This window comes from Marinobacter sp. ST-43 (assembly GCF_030541085.1).
Classification (GTDB): Bacteria; Pseudomonadota; Gammaproteobacteria; order Pseudomonadales; family Oleiphilaceae; genus Marinobacter; species Marinobacter nauticus.
In genome coordinates this window covers 68,207-85,746 of sequence record NZ_JASSVO010000003.1, presented here as the reverse complement: position 1 = coordinate 85,746, position 17,540 = coordinate 68,207, and the positions used below count along the sequence as shown (strand labels likewise).

The 17,540-nt window shown below is 57.4% G+C and carries 16 protein-coding genes and 1 tRNA gene; 10 read left to right on the top strand and 7 right to left on the bottom strand.

The features are described from left to right. Window positions 1–24: 24 nt before the first annotated feature. The 9 genes from secG to pnp all read left to right on the top strand — a co-directional run bounded on the left by secG (window position 25) and on the right by pnp (window position 9,552). On the top strand, window positions 25–408 hold the full coding sequence (gene secG, locus QPL98_RS06390) for a preprotein translocase subunit SecG (RefSeq protein WP_023009676.1): 384 nt from the start codon (window positions 25–27) through the stop codon (window positions 406–408). 8 nt (window positions 409–416) lie between these two features. Continuing rightward, window positions 417–501 (top strand) — tRNA-Leu (locus QPL98_RS06385). Window positions 502–814: 313 nt separating this feature from the next. Then, on the top strand, window positions 815–1,276 hold the full coding sequence (rimP, locus tag QPL98_RS06380; RefSeq protein WP_011786762.1) for a ribosome maturation factor RimP: 462 nt from the start codon (window positions 815–817) through the stop codon (window positions 1,274–1,276). Window positions 1,277–1,330: 54 nt separating this feature from the next. Continuing rightward, complete coding sequence (gene nusA, locus QPL98_RS06375) at window positions 1,331–2,824, top strand: transcription termination factor NusA (protein WP_011786761.1); 1,494 nt, start codon at window positions 1,331–1,333, stop codon at window positions 2,822–2,824. A gap of 20 nt (window positions 2,825–2,844) precedes the next feature. Then, window positions 2,845–5,391, top strand: coding sequence for a translation initiation factor IF-2 (gene infB / locus QPL98_RS06370; RefSeq protein ID WP_011786760.1), 2,547 nt, complete (start codon window positions 2,845–2,847; stop codon window positions 5,389–5,391). Beyond that, entirely contained in the window at window positions 5,391–5,822 is a 432-nt protein-coding gene (gene rbfA, locus QPL98_RS06365) for a 30S ribosome-binding factor RbfA (RefSeq protein WP_011786759.1), read from the top strand. The genes infB and rbfA overlap by 1 nt, the downstream gene beginning before the upstream one ends. After that, window positions 5,819–6,742, top strand: a complete 924-nt coding sequence (truB, locus tag QPL98_RS06360; RefSeq protein WP_153740561.1) for a tRNA pseudouridine(55) synthase TruB — start codon at window positions 5,819–5,821, stop codon at window positions 6,740–6,742. Before rbfA ends, truB begins: the two co-directional genes overlap by 4 nt. A gap of 80 nt (window positions 6,743–6,822) precedes the next feature. After that, complete coding sequence (gene rpsO, locus QPL98_RS06355) at window positions 6,823–7,092, top strand: 30S ribosomal protein S15 (protein ID WP_014422591.1); 270 nt, start codon at window positions 6,823–6,825, stop codon at window positions 7,090–7,092. A 345-nt stretch (window positions 7,093–7,437) separates the two neighbouring features. Continuing rightward, on the top strand, window positions 7,438–9,552 hold the full coding sequence (pnp, locus tag QPL98_RS06350) for a polyribonucleotide nucleotidyltransferase (RefSeq protein WP_228285567.1): 2,115 nt from the start codon (window positions 7,438–7,440) through the stop codon (window positions 9,550–9,552). Between the two features lie 213 nt (window positions 9,553–9,765). Here pnp and QPL98_RS06345 read toward each other — a convergent pair whose 3' ends face one another. The 3 genes from QPL98_RS06345 to QPL98_RS06335 form a co-directional block, all read right to left on the bottom strand. Further along, window positions 9,766–10,641, bottom strand: coding sequence for an alpha/beta hydrolase (locus QPL98_RS06345; protein WP_199452708.1), 876 nt, complete (start codon window positions 10,639–10,641; stop codon window positions 9,766–9,768). Continuing rightward, a complete protein-coding gene (locus QPL98_RS06340; RefSeq protein WP_199452772.1) occupies window positions 10,611–12,479 on the bottom strand; it encodes a DUF4105 domain-containing protein in 1,869 nt (622 codons plus the stop codon). The genes QPL98_RS06345 and QPL98_RS06340 overlap by 31 nt, the downstream gene beginning before the upstream one ends. Before the next feature lie 79 nt (window positions 12,480–12,558). Continuing rightward, window positions 12,559–13,023, bottom strand: a complete 465-nt coding sequence (locus QPL98_RS06335; protein ID WP_011786753.1) for a DUF3015 domain-containing protein — start codon at window positions 13,021–13,023, stop codon at window positions 12,559–12,561. A 309-nt stretch (window positions 13,024–13,332) separates the two neighbouring features. Here QPL98_RS06335 and QPL98_RS06330 point away from each other — a divergent pair, with 309 nt between their 5' ends. Continuing rightward, window positions 13,333–13,779 carry a hypothetical protein gene (locus QPL98_RS06330; RefSeq protein WP_226538126.1) on the top strand — a complete coding sequence of 149 codons (447 nt, stop codon included), beginning with the start codon at window positions 13,333–13,335 and terminating at the stop codon, window positions 13,777–13,779. Between the two features lie 71 nt (window positions 13,780–13,850). On the opposite strand, the gene QPL98_RS06325 is transcribed toward QPL98_RS06330, so the two are convergent. Genes QPL98_RS06325 through livH form a run of 4 tightly spaced genes read right to left on the bottom strand, consistent with a single transcriptional unit; the run spans window position 13,851 to window position 17,517 of the window. Next, a complete protein-coding gene (locus tag QPL98_RS06325; RefSeq protein ID WP_199451850.1) occupies window positions 13,851–14,552 on the bottom strand; it encodes an ABC transporter ATP-binding protein in 702 nt (233 codons plus the stop codon). Window positions 14,553–14,561: 9 nt separating this feature from the next. Next, window positions 14,562–15,317: a high-affinity branched-chain amino acid ABC transporter ATP-binding protein LivG gene (gene livG, locus QPL98_RS06320; protein WP_011786750.1), complete on the bottom strand. Its 756-nt coding sequence runs from the start codon at window positions 15,315–15,317 to the stop codon at window positions 14,562–14,564. Window positions 15,318–15,322: 5 nt separating this feature from the next. Beyond that, complete coding sequence (locus tag QPL98_RS06315) at window positions 15,323–16,594, bottom strand: high-affinity branched-chain amino acid ABC transporter permease LivM (protein WP_199451849.1); 1,272 nt, start codon at window positions 16,592–16,594, stop codon at window positions 15,323–15,325. Continuing rightward, window positions 16,594–17,517 carry a high-affinity branched-chain amino acid ABC transporter permease LivH gene (gene livH, locus QPL98_RS06310; protein ID WP_153740566.1) on the bottom strand — a complete coding sequence of 308 codons (924 nt, stop codon included), beginning with the start codon at window positions 17,515–17,517 and terminating at the stop codon, window positions 16,594–16,596. The genes QPL98_RS06315 and livH overlap by 1 nt, the downstream gene beginning before the upstream one ends. Between the last annotated feature and the right edge of the window lie 23 nt (window positions 17,518–17,540).

The following is a 17,540-nucleotide window of genomic DNA, read 5'->3' as shown; positions in this document are numbered from 1 at the left end:
GCCGACACGTTTACGAGAGTCTGTATGGATTGGTTGGAAACACTGGTAGTTGTTGTTCACGTCGTGATCGCCGTGTCGCTGGTGGGCCTGGTTCTGATCCAGCAGGGCAAGGGTGCAGACGCCGGAGCGGCTTTCGGTGGTGGTGCGTCCCAGACCGTGTTTGGTAGTCAGGGCAGCGGAAGCTTTCTGACGCGGATGACCACTTTTATGGCGGTTATCTTTTTTGTGACAAGTTTTTCGCTGGCAATTTTTGCCAAGCAGCGCGCTGAAGTGGCTGGCGAGGCAGGTATTCCGGTTGTTCAGGAATCGTCTCAGGCAGGTGCGCAAGCTGAGCAGGCGTCCTCTGCTGATGAGCCTGCAGCCAACAGCGAAACCGAGGGTGGGGACGCGCTCCCCGAACTCGAGTAAAGAATGATGCCCGGGTGGTGAAACTGGTAGACACGCCATCTTGAGGGGGTGGTAGCGAAAGCTGTGCCGGTTCGAGTCCGGCCCCGGGCACCATATTAAAAGAAGACGGCTTGGCAAACCCAGGCCGTTTTTTTTGGTCAGTCCTTGACCAGTCCGCGTGGCGTCACTATACTCCCGCGGATATTGGAGCCTGCGAGCATCGAGGCTTCCAGGCAGGCCAGGTGTCTGTCGGCAGAGCGCTTGAAAGGGTTGGCGCTTTGCGAATTCTTGCAACAAAAGGCCCCATGTTTCAGGGGCTTTTTGATTAAGGGGCCTGGCGCAAAGGGCCCTGGTGCATAAAAGGGCTGATTAACAGCCCTTTTTTTGTTTTTGTACCCTGAAAATTCGGAAACGGAGGCGGCGACACTTGTCAGCCAAACTGAAACAACTGGAAGACATCCTGCGCCCGGTGGTCGAGGGTCTGGGTTATGAGTTCTGGGGAATTGAATTCCGCTCCCATGGACACCATTCCAAGCTTCGGGTGTTTATTGATGATGCCGAGAACGGCATCGCGATCGACGACTGCGAGAAAGTCAGTCGTCAGGTCAGCGGGGTAATGGATGTGGAAGACCCCATCCAGACAGAATATACGCTGGAAGTGTCTTCGCCCGGTATGGACCGGCCGCTGTTCCGGCTGGAGCAGTACGAGGCATTTATTGGTCATAAAGTGCAGATCAAGCTGCGTATGGCGTTTGAGGGCCGGCGCAAATTCCTGGGCCTGATCAAAGGGGTGGAGGGCGACGACGTGGTAGTTGTAGTAGATGACCACGAATACCTGTTGCCCTTCGACAGTATCGAAAAAGCCAACATCGTGCCGGTTTTCGAGTGACACATTCGAATAAATCTATAGATGTATCGTTTATTTTGAGGGCAGGGCAATCCCATGAGTAAAGAGATCTTGCTGGTAGTGGAATCCGTCTCGAACGAGAAAGGTGTCGAGAAGGATGTGATTTTCGAGGCGATTGAACTCGCACTCGCTACCGCTGCCAAGAAACGTTATGAAGACGAAGAGGCGGATATCCGGGTTGCCATTGATCGCCGCACCGGAGAATACGAAACCTTCCGCCGCTGGCTGGTGGTCGATAATGATGCCGTTCCTGCGTTGGGCACTGAGCTGACCCTGCAGGAAGCGGAAGAGATCGACACCAATCTGAAGCCGGGTGATATGTACGAAGAGAAGGTGGAGTCTGTGGCGTTCGGGCGCATTGGTGCCCAGGCGGCCAAGCAGATCATCTTCCAGAAAGTGCGCGAAGCCGAGCGCATGAAGATTGTCGACAGCTACCGCGATCGTATCGGTGAGCTGGTGTCCGGTACCGTCAAGAAGGTGACCCGGGACAATGTGATTGTGGATCTGGGTGGCAACGCAGAAGCTCTGCTTCCCCGTGAGCACCTGATTCCCCGTGAAACCTTCCGGATGGGCGACCGCGTTCGTGCTCTGCTGCTGGAGATTCGCACCGATCATCGCGGACCACAGCTGATTCTGAGCCGTACCGATTCGCAAATGCTGATCGAGCTTTTCCGCATCGAGGTTCCCGAGATTGCCGAGGAACTCATCGAGATTCGCGGTGCCGCTCGCGATCCGGGCTCCCGGGCCAAGATTGCGGTGAAGACCAACGACCGCCGTATTGATCCGGTTGGCGCTTGTGTTGGTATGCGGGGCTCCCGCGTACAGGCAGTGTCTAATGAACTGGGCGGTGAGCGTGTGGATATCGTGCTTTACGACGATAACCCGGCTCAGTTGGTCATCAACGCGATGGCGCCTGCTGAGGTCGCCTCCATTGTCATGGATGAAGACCGTCACACCATGGATGTAGCCGTTGCCGAAGATAACCTGGCGCAGGCCATTGGCCGGAACGGCCAGAACGTTCGTCTGGCGACCGAGCTGACCGGTTGGACCCTGAACGTGATGACGGAAGAAGAAGCCGGTGAGCGCCAGGAGCAGGAATACAACCGCCTGCTTGAACACTTTACCGCTCATCTGGATGTTGATGAAGAATTTGCCGGTGTTCTTATCGAGGAAGGCTTTACCTCCATTGAAGAGGTGGCCTACGTACCGATGGAAGAAATGCTGGCGATTGAGGGCTTTGACGAGGAAACCGTCACTGAATTGCGCCGTCGTGCCAAAGACGTATTGCTGAACCAGGCGCTGGCCAGTGAAGAAGCCCTGGAGGGCGCTGAGCCCGAAGACGATCTTCTGAACATGGACGGCATGGACCGAGCGCTGGCATTCAAGCTTGCCGGCATGGGCGTGCGCACAATGGAAGATCTGGCGGAGCAGTCGATTGATGAGCTGCTCGAAATTGAAGGTATGGATGAAGAACGTGCTGGTCAGTTGATTATGACTGCGCGCGCACCCTGGTTTGAAGACCAGGCCTGATTCGGGAGAGGAGGACCAGTATGGCTGAAGTAACGGTAAAACAACTGGCCGCAGATGTAGGCGCTCCCGTGGATCGTTTGCTGAAGCAGATCGTGGAAGCGGGCCTGAAAGCCCGCAGCGAAAACGACGCTGTCACCAGCGATGAGAAGCAGCAGTTGCTGGCCTATCTGAGAAAAAACCATGGCGAGGCGGAAGCTGAACCGCGGAAGATTACACTCAAGCGCAAGACCACGACGACGCTTAAGGCCGGCAAGGCCAAGACCGTCAACGTAGAAGTGCGCAAGCGCCGCACCTATATCAAGCGTGCAGAGCTGCAACCCGAGCCGGAAGCAGAGGCGCCGGCACCGGAAGAGCCGGTACAGGCACCGGCGGCCGAACAGGCGCCGGTGGAAGAAGCGCCGAAGGTCGCAGCGGAAGCAGCACCTGCCGAAGCCCCTGAAACGGAAGCTCCGGCCGCAGCGGAAACCGAAGCCAAAGCTGCTCCGGAACCTGCTGCAGAATCCGCAGAGCCTGCCATCGCGCCGGAGGATATTCCCATGCCTCCGCCTGAGGATGAAGGTCGGGATCGCAAGCCGAAGAAGAAAAAAGAGAAGGTGCGTGAGCGCGGCGATGATATTGAAGAAGGCAAGCCGAAGAAGAAGCAGGCTGGCCATCGCGGTCCTCGCAGCCGTCCGGTAGAAGAACCGGTAGTACTGAGCGAAGACGAAGAGGAAACCACTCTTCGCAAGCCGCTGCGGGCCAAAAAGAAACCGAAAGAAAAGCGTCATGCTTTCGAGAGGCCCACAAAGCCCATGGTCAGAGAAGTACAGATTCCGGAAACCATCACCGTTGGTGATCTCGCCCAGCGCATGGCCGTCAAGTCCGCTGATGTTATCAAGACCCTGATGGGTATGGGGGTGATGGCAACCATCAATCAGGCGCTGGATCAGGAAACGGCGATCCTGGTTACCGAAGAGCTGGGCCACAAGCCCAAAGCGGTGAGCGAGGATGCTTTCGAAGAGGAAGTCCTGAGCGAAATCACCGGCCCGGACGAAGGCAAAGAGAAGATCAAGCGCGCGCCGGTTGTCAGTGTTATGGGTCACGTTGACCATGGTAAGACCTCACTGCTGGACCATATCCGCCGCGCCAAGGTTGCTGCCGGTGAATCCGGTGGTATTACCCAGCACATTGGTGCTTACCATGTAGAAACTGAACACGGCATGGTGTCCTTCCTGGATACCCCGGGCCACGCCGCGTTTACCGCCATGCGTGCTCGTGGTGCCCAGTGTACCGACATCGTTATCCTGGTGGTGGCAGCCGACGACGGTGTTATGCCTCAAACCAAGGAAGCCGTTGAGCACGCCCGTTCTGCCGGCGTACCGATCGTGGTTGCCATCAACAAGATGGACAAAGAAGAAGCCGATCCGGACCGCATCAAGAACGAGCTTTCAGCTCTGGAAGTCATTCCGGAAGACTGGGGTGGCGACGTTCAGTTCGTGCCTGTTTCTGCACACACTGGTATGGGCATCGATGACCTGCTGGAAGCCGTCTTGCTGCAGGCTGAAATCCTTGAGCTGGAAGCGTCCCCGGATGCAGCGGCGAAAGGTGTTGTGGTTGAATCCAGCCTGGAACGCGGCCGTGGTTCTGTTGCTACCGTGCTGGTTCAGAACGGTACGCTTCGCCAGGGCGACATGGTGGTGGCCGGTTCCTTCTTCGGTAAGGTGCGCGCCATGACAGACGAAGCCGGGCGCCAGGTGAAAGAAGCTGGCCCGTCGATTCCGGTCGAGATTCTGGGCCTGAACGGCACGCCAGACGCCGGTGACGAATTCTTCGCTGTGGCAGACGAGAAAAAAGCCAAAGAGCTGGCTGAATTCCGTCAGACCCGTGAGCGTGAGCAACGTCTCCAGCGCCAGCAAGCTGCCAAGCTCGAGAACATGTTCGAGAATATGGGCAAGGACGAGGTCAAGACCCTCAACGTGGTGCTCAAGACTGACGTGCGTGGTTCTCTGGAAGCCATTACCAAGGCCCTGCAGGACCTGGGCAACGACGAGGTTCAGGTGAAGATTGTTTCGTCTGGTGTTGGCGGTATCGCCGAGACCGACGTCAGCCTGGCCATGGCCACCAACGCCGTTATTTTCGGTTTCAACGTGCGTGCGGATACCGCATCCAAGCGTCTGGTTGAGCAGGAAGGTCTGGATCTGCGCTACTACAGCATCATCTATAACCTGATTGATGATGTGAAAGCGGCTTTGACAGGCATGCTCAAGCCGGAATTCCGCGAAGATATTGTGGGCATTGCCGATGTGCGTGACGTATTCCGTTCGCCGAAATTCGGTCAGGTGGCTGGCTGTATGGTGACTGAGGGCACCGTATACCGTAATAAGCCGATCCGCGTACTGCGTGACAACGTGGTGATCTTTGAAGGCGAGCTGGAATCCCTGCGTCGCTTCAAGGACGATGTGGCGGAAGTTCGCAACGGTATGGAATGTGGTATCGGTGTTAAAGGCTACGACGTGAAAGTGGGTGACCAGATCGAAGTGTTCGATCGCGTCCGTGTTGAACGTCAGCTTGAGTCCACGGGGGCCTGATGGCACGGGAATACAGTCGCGTAGATCGCATCGGCGATCAGATGCAGCGAGAGCTGGCGCAGCTGATCCAGCGCGAGGTGAAGGATCCTCGCGTTGGTATGGTCACGGTTAATGATGTGAAAGTCAGCCGTGACCTCGGCTATGCCGATATCTATATTTCGTTGCTGTCCACCGAGGAGCTCACCGAAGATTCACCCGAAGTGCAGGACTCCCTGACGGTGTTGAACAAGGCCTCCGGGTTTCTGCGCGGGCAGGTTGGTCGCGCCATGAAATTGCGTGTGGTGCCCCATCTGCGGTTTCACTTCGACAAACTGTTGGGGCAGAGCCGCAAGATGGATCGCCTGATCCGCGAAGCGGTTGGCGACAAGCCTGCCGTGCCCCGGGACGATAATGATGACCCGGTTTCCGATAACCCGGAGCGTGACGCTTGAGCCGAAGACGCAAAGGCCGTGACGTAAACGGCATCCTGGTAATCGACAAGCCCCAGGGCGTTACCTCCAACGGGATTCTGCAGCAGGTCAAGCGCCTGTATGGTGCGGCGAAGGCCGGCCATACCGGTGCGCTTGATCCGCTCGCCACTGGCGTGCTGCCCCTGTGTTTTGGTGAGGCCACCAAGTTCTCCCAGACCATGCTGGACAGTGACAAGGCGTATATCACCACCGCACGCCTGGGCATCCGGACAGAAACCGGAGACAGCGAAGGGGCTGTGGTGGAGGAAAAGTCGGTTCCCCACTTCAGTGAGGAAGAAGTGGAGGCCGTACTGGCCCGGTTCCGTGGCGACATTCAGCAAGTGCCCTCCATGTACTCGGCTCTGAAGCATCAGGGCAAACCACTGTACGAATACGCCCGCGAGGGTATCGAAATTGAGCGCCCGGCCAGGCCGGTGACCATTTACGAGCTCAAATTGTTGGCGGTTCGGGAACAGGAGCTGGATCTTGCGGTTACCTGTACCAAGGGTACGTATATCCGCTCACTGGTTGAGGATATTGGTGAGGTTCTGGGCTGTGGAGCTCATGTCAGTGCTCTGCGTCGCACCCTGGCCTCCGGCTACACCCTGGCAAATGCCCACGATGTCAAAGACCTGGAAGCCATGCGCGAGCGCGGGGAAAGCCTGGATGGCCTGCTGTTGCCGCCGGAAACCGCCCTCACCATGTTTCCCGAGTACCGATTGTCCGGCGTGCCGCTGGTATCGATCTTGAACGGACAACCGGTTAGAATACCGGGTCAGCCTTTTGAAGGTTTCGTCCGCCTGTATGGCGAGCATTCCTTCGTAGGGCTGGCAGAAGCATTGCCGGAAGGCGATGGCACTCAACTGGTGCCTCGCCGTCTGGTCAAGAACAGCAAACGGTAAACGCCTTTTGCTGATTAGCCGGGCTGTAGAGATGCGCGGTTCGGCTGAATAGGTATGCATCGCAACCAATGAGGTGAAATATGGCACTGTCTGCCAGTGAGAAAGCTCAGATCGTTAAAGATTTTCAGCAAGGTGATGGCGATACCGGTTCCCCTGAGGTTCAGGTAGCTCTGCTGAGCGCCAACATCAACAAGCTGCAGGATCACTTCAAGGCCAACAAGCAGGATCACCATTCCCGCCGCGGCCTGATCCGGATGGTAAACCAGCGTCGTAAGCTGCTGGACTACCTCAAGCGTAAAAACGCTGACCGTTACCTGGACCTGATCCAGCGTCTGGGTCTGCGTCGCTAATCCGGTTTAGCGACCTGATGGCTGGCCCGGGGGTTCCCGGGTTCAGCCGTGCTTCTCTCCCGCTCCCTGCCTTGCTCATTCCGAACAAGCAGGAAGCGTTTTTTGCTGCAGTTGATTTGTCTGTGAAACCGAAGGATTTTCCCTGTCACAATGGAAAGCCGCTATTGATAGCAGGTTGTTGAAAAGCCCGGGAACTCTGGCCGGGGTTTTGCAACAGCCTGTTAGCTTTCAGACGGGTTGCCTTTCGGTTCACTGATCAGACTGCTGCAGTTGTTGGAAAATGGCGAATGAATGGGTCATTGGCCAGAATCAAAACCGCTGAAAATGCAGGAGTTTATTGTGGAACTGCAACCACGTATCAAGACATTTGAAATGGGTGGGGAAACCTTCACCCTGGAAACCGGTCGTATTGCCCGTCAGGCAACCGGCGCGGTACTGGTAAGCACCGGCGACACTGCCGTTCTGGGCACCGTTGTTGGCGCCAAAGAGCCCAAGCCGGGCCAGGGCTTCTTCCCCCTGACTGTGAACTACCAGGAAAAAACCTACGCCGCCGGTAAAATCCCGGGTGGCTTCTTCAAGCGTGAAGGTCGTCCGTCCGAGAAAGAGACCCTGACCTCCCGCCTGATCGACCGTCCGATTCGCCCGCTGTTCCCGAACGGCTACATGAACGAAGTTCAGGTTGTGCTGACGGTTATGTCTGCCAGCAAGAACCACGATCCGGATATCGCTGCCATGATTGCTGCATCTGCAGCCCTGGCCATCTCCGGTATCCCGTTCGACGGCCCGATTGGTGCTGCCCGTGTGGGTTACACCAACGAGAAAGGCTACTTCCTGAACCCGACCTTCGAAGAGCTCAGCACTTCCCTGCTGGACATGGTTGTGGCCGGTACCGACGAAGCGGTGCTGATGGTTGAGTCCGAGGCCAAAGGCCTGACAGAGGACCAGATGCTGGGCGCCGTACTGTTCGGCCACCAGGAAATGCAGACTGCGATCACTGCCATCAAGGAATTTGCTGCCGAGAACGGCAAGCCGCGCTGGGAATGGCAGCCCGAGGCGGAAAACACTGAGCTGCTGAACGCCATCAAGGCCGAGTTCGGTGGTGCCATCGAAGAAGCCTACGCGATTCGCGACAAGATGGCCCGTTACGAGCGTCTGGGTGAGATCAAATCTGCTGCCGTTGAAAAACTGGCCGGTGAAGAAGAAGGCCAGCCTTCCGAAGAGGAAGTGAAGAAGTACTTCGGCAAGGTCGAGAAGTCTGTCGTTCGTCTGCAGGTTATCGAAGGCAAGCCGCGTATCGATGGCCGTGACAACAAGACCGTTCGCCCGATCAAGGTGGAAGTTGGCGTACTGCCGTCCGTTCACGGTTCCGCCCTGTTCACCCGTGGTGAGACTCAGGCTATCGTTACCGCCACGCTGGGTACCACCCGTGACGTGCAGATCATCGATGCCCTGGAAGGTGAGCGCAAGGACCCGTTCCTGTTCCACTACAACTTCCCTCCGTACTCCGTAGGTGAAGCTGGCCGTATGGGTAGCCCGGGCCGTCGTGAAATTGGTCACGGTCGTCTGGCCAAGCGTGGTGTAGCCGCGGTTATGCCGACCATCGAAGAGTTCCCGTATGCCATTCGTGCGGTGTCCGAGATCACTGAATCCAACGGTTCCAGTTCCATGGCTTCCGTGTGTGGTTCATCCCTGGCGCTGATGGATGCTGGTGTGCCGCTGAAGGCTCCGGTGGCCGGTATCGCCATGGGTCTGGTCAAGGAAGGCGACAAGTTCGCGGTCCTGACTGACATCCTGGGTGACGAAGATCACCTGGGTGACATGGATTTCAAGGTTGCCGGTACCAAAGAGGGCGTCACGGCCCTGCAGATGGACATCAAGATTCAGGGTATTACCGACGAAATCATGGAAATCGCCCTCGAGCAGGCCAACGCTGCGCGTCTGCACATCCTGGACGAGATGAACAAGGTGATCGCAGAGCCCCGTGCCGAGCTGTCTGATCGCGCTCCGAGCATCACCACCATCAAGATTCATCCGGACAAGATCCGTGATGTAATCGGTAAGGGTGGCGCAACCATCCGTGGTATTTGCGACGAGACCGGCGCTTCCATCGACCTGGACGACGACGGCAACGTGAAGATCTACGCCGACAACGCTGCGGCCGCACAGGCTGCCGTGAATCGCGTGAAAGAAATCACTGCCGAGATCGAAGTGGGTGCTATCTACAAGGGCCGCGTTGAGCGGATTGTGGACTTCGGTGCCTTTGTTAACATCCTGCCCGGCAAGGATGGTCTGGTGCACATTTCCCAGATCTCCGAGCGCCGTATCGAGAACGTCACTGACGAGCTGAGCGAAGGTCAGGAAGTTCTGGTCAAGGTGCTGGATGTGGACAACCGTGGTCGCGTTAAGCTGTCCATGAAGGAAGTCAAAGAAGGCGAGCAGCCGACTGACTTCACTGACTAAGATGATTCTTGGTTAGAAAAACCCGCCCGGCTTCAAGCCTGGCGGGTTTTGTCGTTTATGGGCCTTGTAGTTTTAGTGCCTGCAGCGGTTGTGGGAAGCCTTTCCAAAAGACGCTACGAGCACATCCATGTGCGCTTCTTTCGGGCCGTCCATGGCCCTCAAGACTTTTGGAAAGGCTTCCCACAACCGCTGCGCTAGACCTTGTGCTTGCCTCTAAAGGCCTTTTTCCATGAATTCCAGTACTGCCTCCCTGTATGCGGGAATCACAAACGTCGCTGCATGGGGCGTATCGGTCTGCAAGAACTCCTTGGGCTGCTCCGCCGCTTCATACAACCGCACGCCATGCTCGAACGGAATGATGCCATCCCGAACGCTGTGGATAATCATCACCGGCACCGGTGATACACCGGCGATCCTGTCGGTGCCTTCGTAGTCATCCGGGATGGTCCAGCTCAGGGGGTACTGGAACGGCCAGGTGAGCCAGAACAGGTCGAGCTTTTCCCGGGCGATGTAGCGGAAGCCGGAGAAGGTGCCGTCGAGGATGATGCCGTTTAGCTCTGGTTGTTCGTCTCGCTGCACCCATTCGCTGGCCAGGGCGATACCGAGGGCGCCGCCGAGGCTTTGGCCGAGGATATAGAGCGGGTGTTCACTATCGGCGCGGCGTTGGGCCAGCCAGCGCAGTCCGGTTTCCACGTCGTGCAGTGCGCCTTCGATATCGGGGGCGCCGGTGGATTGGCCGTAACCGCGATAATCGATGGTGAACACGTTGTAGCCCTGTTCCGGCAGCCAGGCGGCGTTGAGGATGTGGGCGCTGACGTTCTGGGCGTTGCCGTGCAGGAAGTAGATGGTGCCCTTGGCGGGCTCGTCGGTGAGGGCAGGGAGCCACCAGCCGTGGAGGGTTTCGCCGTCCGCGGTCTTGAGGTAGATGTCTTCGTATTCCAGGTTGAGTCGGTCCGGGGTGATGTAAGTGGCATTGTCCGGATAGAAGAACACGCTGCTGCATCCGGTTTGCAGCAGCGTGGTGATGGCCAGCAGGGTGATGAGAGCCGTTTTGGTATTCAGAAGTAAGCGTGCAGGCCGGCTTGCCATGTGCTTTGGTACCTGTCGTAGTGGTCTTCCCGGGTGAATTTGGCGAATAGGCTGAATTCCCGGCCAATGTGCCAGTTGGCTTCGGCATAAAGCTGGTCTTGCCGGTGTTGGCTGCTGACGATCCAGGCTTTGGTTTTTACGCCAGTCAGCAGGCTGAAGCGGTTGTTCTGGTGCAGCAGGCCGAGGTCTGCGCCCGGGGCGAAATCGTAGCCCCGTTTGATGTCATCATCGATTTCCACATCCGCCGTGGCAATGGCGAAGGCTTGGGTGTTCTTGCCCAGGCTCCAGCTGCCGCCGGCTCCGCCTTCAAGATAGGGGGCCAGTACGCGATCATTGCCGGTGTCCGTGCGGCGGCCGCCAAAGCCAACTTGCCAGGAGATCGGGGCAAAGAACTGGTTCCGGGGGCTCAGGGAGCGTATCTCGACGCCGGTGATCTGTTCCACCTGAAGTTCGTCGTTTTTGTGGTAAAGCCTGGCGTCCAGGCGCAGGAACTGCAGTTGTGCACCGGTACGGTAACCGGCGGGCGGATCCAGTACGTCGTGATAGGCCGGCCGGATGGTCAACTGGGTGAACTCGCTGTGGGCGAGCTGGCCGGAACCGAGGCTCAGGCGAAAGGTGTCATGCCCCTGATCGTCGCGGATCTCCGGTTCGGGCACGTCTGGAAGTTCTGCCGCATCCTCAATCTGGCTGCGGGCGACCAGTAGTTGATGAGACAGCGGCGCCGCGTGTTCCCGGGGCCAGCCTTCGGCTTCGCTCTGGTAGCGTACGTAATCGTACGTGGCATCCAGGAGTTGGGCGCGGTCGTCTTTACCAAGCTTACGCACTTCTGGGTCGTTCACTGCCACGTAGCCATTGGCTAAGGCAGCGGCGATGGTCTGGTGGTCTGAGGGCAGGCTTTCCAGGCTATGGGCTACAGAGGTGGCGGCAGACGGGCGGTAATGGATGCTTTCAAGCAGCCCGGCATCCCTCACCCAGCGCACGGTGTCAGAGGGGATGGCGTGAGTGCTTACTTCGTCGAGCAGGTTCGTGCCCGGGCGGGCGGCGTCGATCAGGGCCAGCAGGCGATAGGCGCAGTTCTCATCGAAGAAATAGTAATCAAAGTTCTTGTCCTGAATTTCCCAGGTATGGGCCAGCAGGGTGTCAACCTCCTGTTGGTCGAGATTCAGGGTGTACTCCCAGAGATCCCGGTGTTCGATGTCGTTGTACAGCCGGATCATTTCGTAATAGGGCTTGATGGAGGTAATGCCTGGATAGCCCCCGAAAATACCCCGATAGGCAAACAACAACTCGCTGTCATGTTCAGCGGCATCGGCTGCGTAGGAAACAGTATTTGCCAGCAGCAGATCGGTTTCTTCGTCATCCTGGGGGGGATCGAGCCGCAAGAAGGTGTGTCCGAACATGGATGAGGGACTGTTCAGATAGGACGCAGCAAACACCAGGGTGACTTTCTCGGTATTCAGTGTGCCTGCCCATTCCTCGAAAGCGGGGCAGTTTACCGGTGTATCCGGCAACTCCAGTTGCTCTCTCAGCCAGGCATCCCGGGCCGGGAATCGACAGCGGGCGTGGCTATCACCACCTCCGGGTTGTTGTATGGCCTCCAGGGTGGCTTCCAGTTCGGCTCTGGGCGATGTCTTGCCGTCGTCACTCAGAAAGAAGGCCGGGTCATCGGCCTGGCTGGAGTAATCGGAACCGAACCTGTCCTGATGATAGTGGCCGAGGGTCAGCCAGGTTGGATGAAGGTGAAGGTTGTCAGGCAGTGTAACGGTTTCTGCCTGTGCCCAGGCGGTACTGCATGCAAGCCATAAAACGGCCTGCCCGGTGCGAAGGGTAAAGCCCATGGAGTTGGTAGTTCCGGATTGGTGGCTCTGGGGTTTGTTCGCCGTCCCTGGCGCCATTCTGTTCCATTGTCGCCAGTGATCAGGCGGCCACGTATTTGCTCAGAGCGTCGTTCTGCTCCAGCAGGGCCACGATGGCGTCTACGGCTTCACCTGAGGTGGTATCAGCGTTGGGGAAAATGGAAGCAAAGTTGTCTTGCAGTACTTTGCGGAAGGTATCACGGTCAGTTTCTTCTACACCCAGCAGGACTGCCAGAGTATCCAGGTTTTCGCCAGAACCGCGGGACATGTCGCGGGCAACCTTATCGATGTTGCTGTCCATGTACATGGCCATGGATTGAACAGACTGGTTGGTCTGGCAACCCAGAGTGCCGGTGGTCATGCCGAAGGTCTGGTTACCGAAGGTTCCGTTGGTGGTAGCGGCCAGGACATGTGGAGCAATGCCGGACTGCCCTTTCCAGATCATGGCACCCACGCCACAGCCGGGCTGTGCGAACGCCATGGAGGAAGCACCAAGAAGAATTGCACCTGCGATCAGTTTTTTCATTATCCACTCCTTTCTGTGGTTATAGCTTTGTCGCATACCCTGCAGCGTTCGAATTCCGTGGCTGCAAGACAACGGCCAGTATCTGGTTTGGTTAAAAGACCGTCTGTTTGAGTATAGATCAAAACCTGAAATCGCAAGTTAAGCCACTGTTAAAAAAGGTAGCGGCCTGATACACGGAAATGTGAACATGTGTTCATATTTCTAAATCGAACAAAAAATCATCTGTTAGCCGCTATTGTTATATAGAGTGTATTTCAGTATAGTGCGCGCGGCCATGAGGGCCATGCAACAACATATGGAGAGTTTGTTTTGAAAAAAGCGCTTATTGCATCAACACTCGTTCTGGCCGGCGCAATGACCGGTTGTTCTTCCCTCAACACCAGCGCTCCTTCGCTGCCGCTGACTGGCGCCGTTCAGAGCGACGTCAAAGCTGACATCGAAGTTGGTGAGAAGATTACTGGTAAGGCTTCTGTAACCCAGCTGTTTGGTCTGCTGACTCTGGGTGATAGCAAGAAATACGCTGACGGCGTTGCCTACGGCGTGGGTTCCACTGGCGGTGCTCTGCCCCTGCCGATCGGTGGCGCCAGCCTGGTAGAGAAGGTTAAGTCTTCTGCTGCCTACAACGCTGTGACCGAATCTGGTGCAGACGTGATCGTGGCTCCGCGTTACACCGTTGAGCAAAACGGCTATGGTTTCTTCGGAACCATCGACGTAACCGTTGAAGGCTACAAGGGCACCATCAAGAGCATCAAGTAAGCTGCTTTTGTGAGTCCCAAAAAAAAAGCCGGAGCGCTGATGGCCTCCGGCTTTTTTGGTTTCTGGATGGGTTAACCACCCAGGTAGGCATCCCTCACTTCCGGATTGGCCAGCAGGTTCTTGCCGGTGTCGTGCAGGCGGATACGGCCGGTTTCCAGCACATAGCCCCGGTCTGCCAGGCTCAGGGCCTGGTGAGCGTTCTGCTCCACCAGGAACACCGTAATCCCTTCCTCTCTCAACTGGCCGATGATCTCGAAGATCTGCTGAATGATGATCGGCGCCAGCCCCAGAGATGGCTCGTCCAGAATGATCATTCTGGGTTTGCTCATCAGTGCCCGGCCGATGGCCAGCATTTGTTGTTCGCCGCCGGACATAGTGCCGGCCCGCTGATGTTCACGCTCTTTCAGCCTGGGGAACAGCTCGTACACGTGATCCTGGCTTTTGCGGATTTCCGATTTGGTGTTGAAGAAACCGCCCATGTGCAGGTTCTCTTCCACCGTCAGCCCGGGAAACACGCGGCGGCCTTCGGGCACAATCGCAATGCCGGAACGCATGATGTTGGAGGTGGCGTCATTGGTAATGTCGCGGCCCTCCAGAATCACCCGCCCTGCGCTGGCTTGCGGGCTACCACAAACGGTCATCAGCAACGTGGTTTTGCCGGCGCCGTTGGCGCCGATCAGTGACACAATCTCGCCCTTCTTTACTTCCACGGATACGCCGTGCAGGGCCTCGATTTTGCCATAGTGGGTATGTACGTCTTCCAGTACCAGCATGGTGCCTCCTCAGGCCTCGCCCAGATAGGCTTTGATCACATCGTCGTTCTGGCGAACTTCGTCCGGTGTGCCGGCAGCCAGGGGGCGGCCCTGGTTGATGACGGTAATCCGGTCTGAGATGTCCATAACCAGGCTCATATCGTGCTCAATCAGCAGTACGGAAACGTTGTAGTCCTCTTTCAGGCTGACAATCAGCTGGTTGAGGTCTTTGGTTTCCGCCGGGTTCAGGCCTGCGGCTGGTTCGTCCAGCATCAGCAGTTTCGGTTCGGTCACCATGCAGCGCGCAATTTCCAGCCGGCGCTGCTGGCCATAGGCCAGGTTGCCGGCTTCCCGGTTGGCCAGTTCCAGCAGGCCAACCCGATCCAGCCAGTACGCGGCCCGGTCAAGGGACTTGCGTTCCCGCTCCCGATAGTCGGGTGTCTTGATCAGGCCGGATATCAGGTTGGTGTTCAGGTGCCGATGCTGGGCCACCAGCAGGTTTTCCACTACGGTCATCTGGCCGAACAGGCGCACGTGCTGGAACGTTCGCACCATGCCCAGTCGGGAAATCTTGTAGTCCGGTTTACCCTGGACTTCATTACCTTCAAACAGGATCTTCCCGCCCGTGGGCTTGTAAAAACCACTGATGCAGTTGAAGACCGTGGTTTTGCCGGCCCCGTTGGGGCCGATGATGGAGACTATTTCGTGTTCCTGCACGTCCAGGCTTACCTGGTCGACTGCCAGCAGGCCGCCGAAGCGCATGGACAGATTCTGTACTTCTAGCATGTCTGTCACTCCTGGCGTCTGAGTTCAATGTGAATGCGGCGCATGGGCATCAGCCCCTGTGGCCGCCAGACCATCATCAGTACCATGGCGGCGCCGAAAACCAGCATCCGGTAGTCGGAAAACTCCCGGGCCAGTTCCGGCAGGATGGTCACGGCGATGGCGGCAAGTACAACGCCCAGCTGCGAGCCCATGCCGCCGAGCACCACAATGGCCAGGATGATGGCCGACTCAAGGAACACAAACGACTCCGGGCTGATAAAGCCCTGTTTGGAGGCAAACACAGTGCCGGCAAACCCGGCAAAGAACGCGCCAATGGTAAAGGCAGAGAGTTTTACCGCGGTGCGGCTCAGGCCCAGGGAGCGGGCAGCAATCTCGTCTTCCCGCAGGGCTTCCCAGGCACGACCAACAGGCATGCGCATGAACCGGCGGATGATCAGGGCGGTGATCACGGCCAGGACCAGAGCAATCAGGTAGAGGAAAATCACCTTGTGCTCGCCGCTGTAGGCGATACCGAAGGTCTCATGGAATGACGTGTTACCTTCTTCCCGAACCCGCCGGCCGAATTCCATGCCAAACAGGGTGGGATCGGGAATTCCGCCAATGCCGTTGGGGCCGCCGGTAACGGCAGTCCAGTTGTTGAGCAGAATCCGGATGATTTCGCCGAAGCCAAGAGTGACGATAGCGAGATAGTCACCCCGTAACCGCAGTACCGGGAAGCCCAGAACCAGTCCAAATAAGGCCGCCAGGCAAGCCCCGATAGGCAGAGCCATCCAGAAGGAGATGCCGGCGTATTGGGACAGCAGGGCAAAGGTGTAGGCGCCAACCGCGTAGAACGCCACGTAGCCAAGGTCCAGCAGGCCTGCAAGACCCACGACGACGTTCAGGCCCAGCGCCAGCATGACGTAGATCAGCACCAGCGTCGCCAGATCCACAGCGCCACGGGAGACAAAGAAAGGCCAGAACAGGGCCAGAACGACAATGCCTGTGAGTACCCAGGATTCGATTTTGGCCCGTTTGTTCTCGGCCATCGGCTCCTTCTGGGTTTTGGGCAGCGGGCTTGGGATGCTCTTGAGCCCGCCCATGATCTGATCCCGGAACAACTGGAACAGGAACACGATCACCGCGGCCAGCAACACAAGGATTACTGTGCTGGTATCGGCGCCGGTCAGGGTCACGCTGATGCCCTGGGCTTCCAGGTTAAAGCCGATGATGGGGTAGGAAATGATCAGTGTGATGATCGCGCAGAAGAGCGCGTGTCGAAAATTGTTGGCAGCCATCAGATCTTCTCAACCTCCGGTTTGCCCAGCAGTCCGGTGGGTTTGAACAGCAGAATCAGAATGAGCAGGCTGAACGACACCACATCTTTGTATTCACCACTCAGGTAGCCCGAGGTCATACTCTCGGCAACGCCGAGGATGAGGCCGCCCAGCATGGCGCCGGGAATGCTGCCGATACCGCCAAGGACGGCTGCGGTGAATGCTTTCAGGCCGGCAATAAAGCCGAAGAGTGGATCCACAGATCCGTAATACATGCCAAGCAACAGGCCCGCGACGGCTGCGAGGGCTGCACCAATCACGAAGGTGGCCGAGATGATGCGGTTGGTATCGATGCCCAGCAGGTTTGCCATGCCCAGATCCTGCGAGACCGCGCGACAGGCCCTGCCGATACGGGAGCGGGAGATGAACAGGGAAAGTGCGGTCATACAGATCAGGGTAGTGATGAAGATGGTGATCTGAATGTAGGAGATGGACATCGGGAAGGTATCTTCGGAGCCGAACTGGAAACCACCTTCGATCAATGCCGGAAAGCCGATGTTGCGGGAGCCTTGGGCCAGGTGGACATAATTCTGCAGGAAGATGGACATGCCGATGGCGGAGATCAGTGGAATCAGGCGGTGACGCCCGCGTACCGGCCGATAGGCCACTCGTTCCACGGCCCAACCCATGGAGCTGGAGACAATTACCGCGCATATCAGCGCCACGATCAATATCAGGGGTAGCCAGGCAATCCCCATGGTTGCCAGGCCGGTTATGGCGATCAGCGCGGTGTAGGCACCGATCATGTAAACCTCACCATGGGCAAAGTTGATCATGCCGATGATGCCGTAAACCATCGTGTAGCCGATGGCGATCAGGGCGTAGGTGCTCCCGATCGTCAGCCCGTTAATGAGCTGTTGAAAGAAATACAGGAGGTCTTGCATGTTTGTGGAACTCCGAAAGCCCG

What these genes read in the sequence shown, in the direction of transcription:
- secG (WP_023009676.1), top strand. Translation starts at nt 25, where the DNA reads ATGGATTGGTTGGAAACACTGGTAGTTGTTGTTCACGTCGTGATCGCC.
- nusA (WP_011786761.1), top strand. Translation starts at nt 1,331, where the DNA reads ATGAGTAAAGAGATCTTGCTGGTAGTGGAATCCGTCTCGAACGAGAAA.
- infB (WP_011786760.1), top strand. Translation starts at nt 2,845, where the DNA reads ATGGCTGAAGTAACGGTAAAACAACTGGCCGCAGATGTAGGCGCTCCC.
- rbfA (WP_011786759.1), top strand. Translation starts at nt 5,391, where the DNA reads ATGGCACGGGAATACAGTCGCGTAGATCGCATCGGCGATCAGATGCAG.
- rpsO (WP_014422591.1), top strand. Translation starts at nt 6,823, where the DNA reads ATGGCACTGTCTGCCAGTGAGAAAGCTCAGATCGTTAAAGATTTTCAG.
- QPL98_RS06345 (WP_199452708.1), bottom strand. Translation starts at nt 10,641, where the DNA reads ATGGCAAGCCGGCCTGCACGCTTACTTCTGAATACCAAAACGGCTCTC.
- QPL98_RS06340 (WP_199452772.1), bottom strand. Translation starts at nt 12,479, where the DNA reads ATGGGCTTTACCCTTCGCACCGGGCAGGCCGTTTTATGGCTTGCATGC.
- QPL98_RS06335 (WP_011786753.1), bottom strand. Translation starts at nt 13,023, where the DNA reads ATGAAAAAACTGATCGCAGGTGCAATTCTTCTTGGTGCTTCCTCCATG.
- QPL98_RS06325 (WP_199451850.1), bottom strand. Translation starts at nt 14,552, where the DNA reads ATGCTGGTACTGGAAGACGTACATACCCACTATGGCAAAATCGAGGCC.
- livG (WP_011786750.1), bottom strand. Translation starts at nt 15,317, where the DNA reads ATGCTAGAAGTACAGAATCTGTCCATGCGCTTCGGCGGCCTGCTGGCA.
- QPL98_RS06315 (WP_199451849.1), bottom strand. Translation starts at nt 16,594, where the DNA reads ATGGCTGCCAACAATTTTCGACACGCGCTCTTCTGCGCGATCATCACA.
- livH (WP_153740566.1), bottom strand. Translation starts at nt 17,517, where the DNA reads ATGCAAGACCTCCTGTATTTCTTTCAACAGCTCATTAACGGGCTGACG.